We start from the raw sequence: 234 nt of genomic DNA on the forward strand, positions 1-234 counted from the left end.
GGACATGTTCGGGGAGATGCGGGATGCGGCGATGATCGGCAAGCTCGCCAGCGGTGACGCCGCGGCGATGGACGCCCCCTCCGTGCTCGAGATCGCGACGGTCGGGGGTGCGGCCGCGCTGGGGATGCCCGGTGGGCTCATCGAGGTGGGCGCGGCGGCCGACCTCGCGGTCGTCGACCTGGATGCTCCGCATCTCGTCCCCCGACACGACATCGTGAGCCACCTGGTCTACGC

1 protein-coding gene is annotated in these 234 nt (G+C 71.8%); it reads left to right on the forward strand.

From position 1 onward, the window contains the following. Positions 1-234, forward strand: a 234-nt coding sequence (locus tag ACKRDP_RS10065) for an amidohydrolase family protein (protein WP_409154644.1), incomplete at both ends; no start/stop codon positions are given.

Source organism: Pampinifervens navoyensis, from assembly GCF_046159715.1.
In the GTDB taxonomy this organism is placed as follows: domain Bacteria; phylum Aquificota; class Aquificia; order Aquificales; family Aquificaceae; genus Pampinifervens.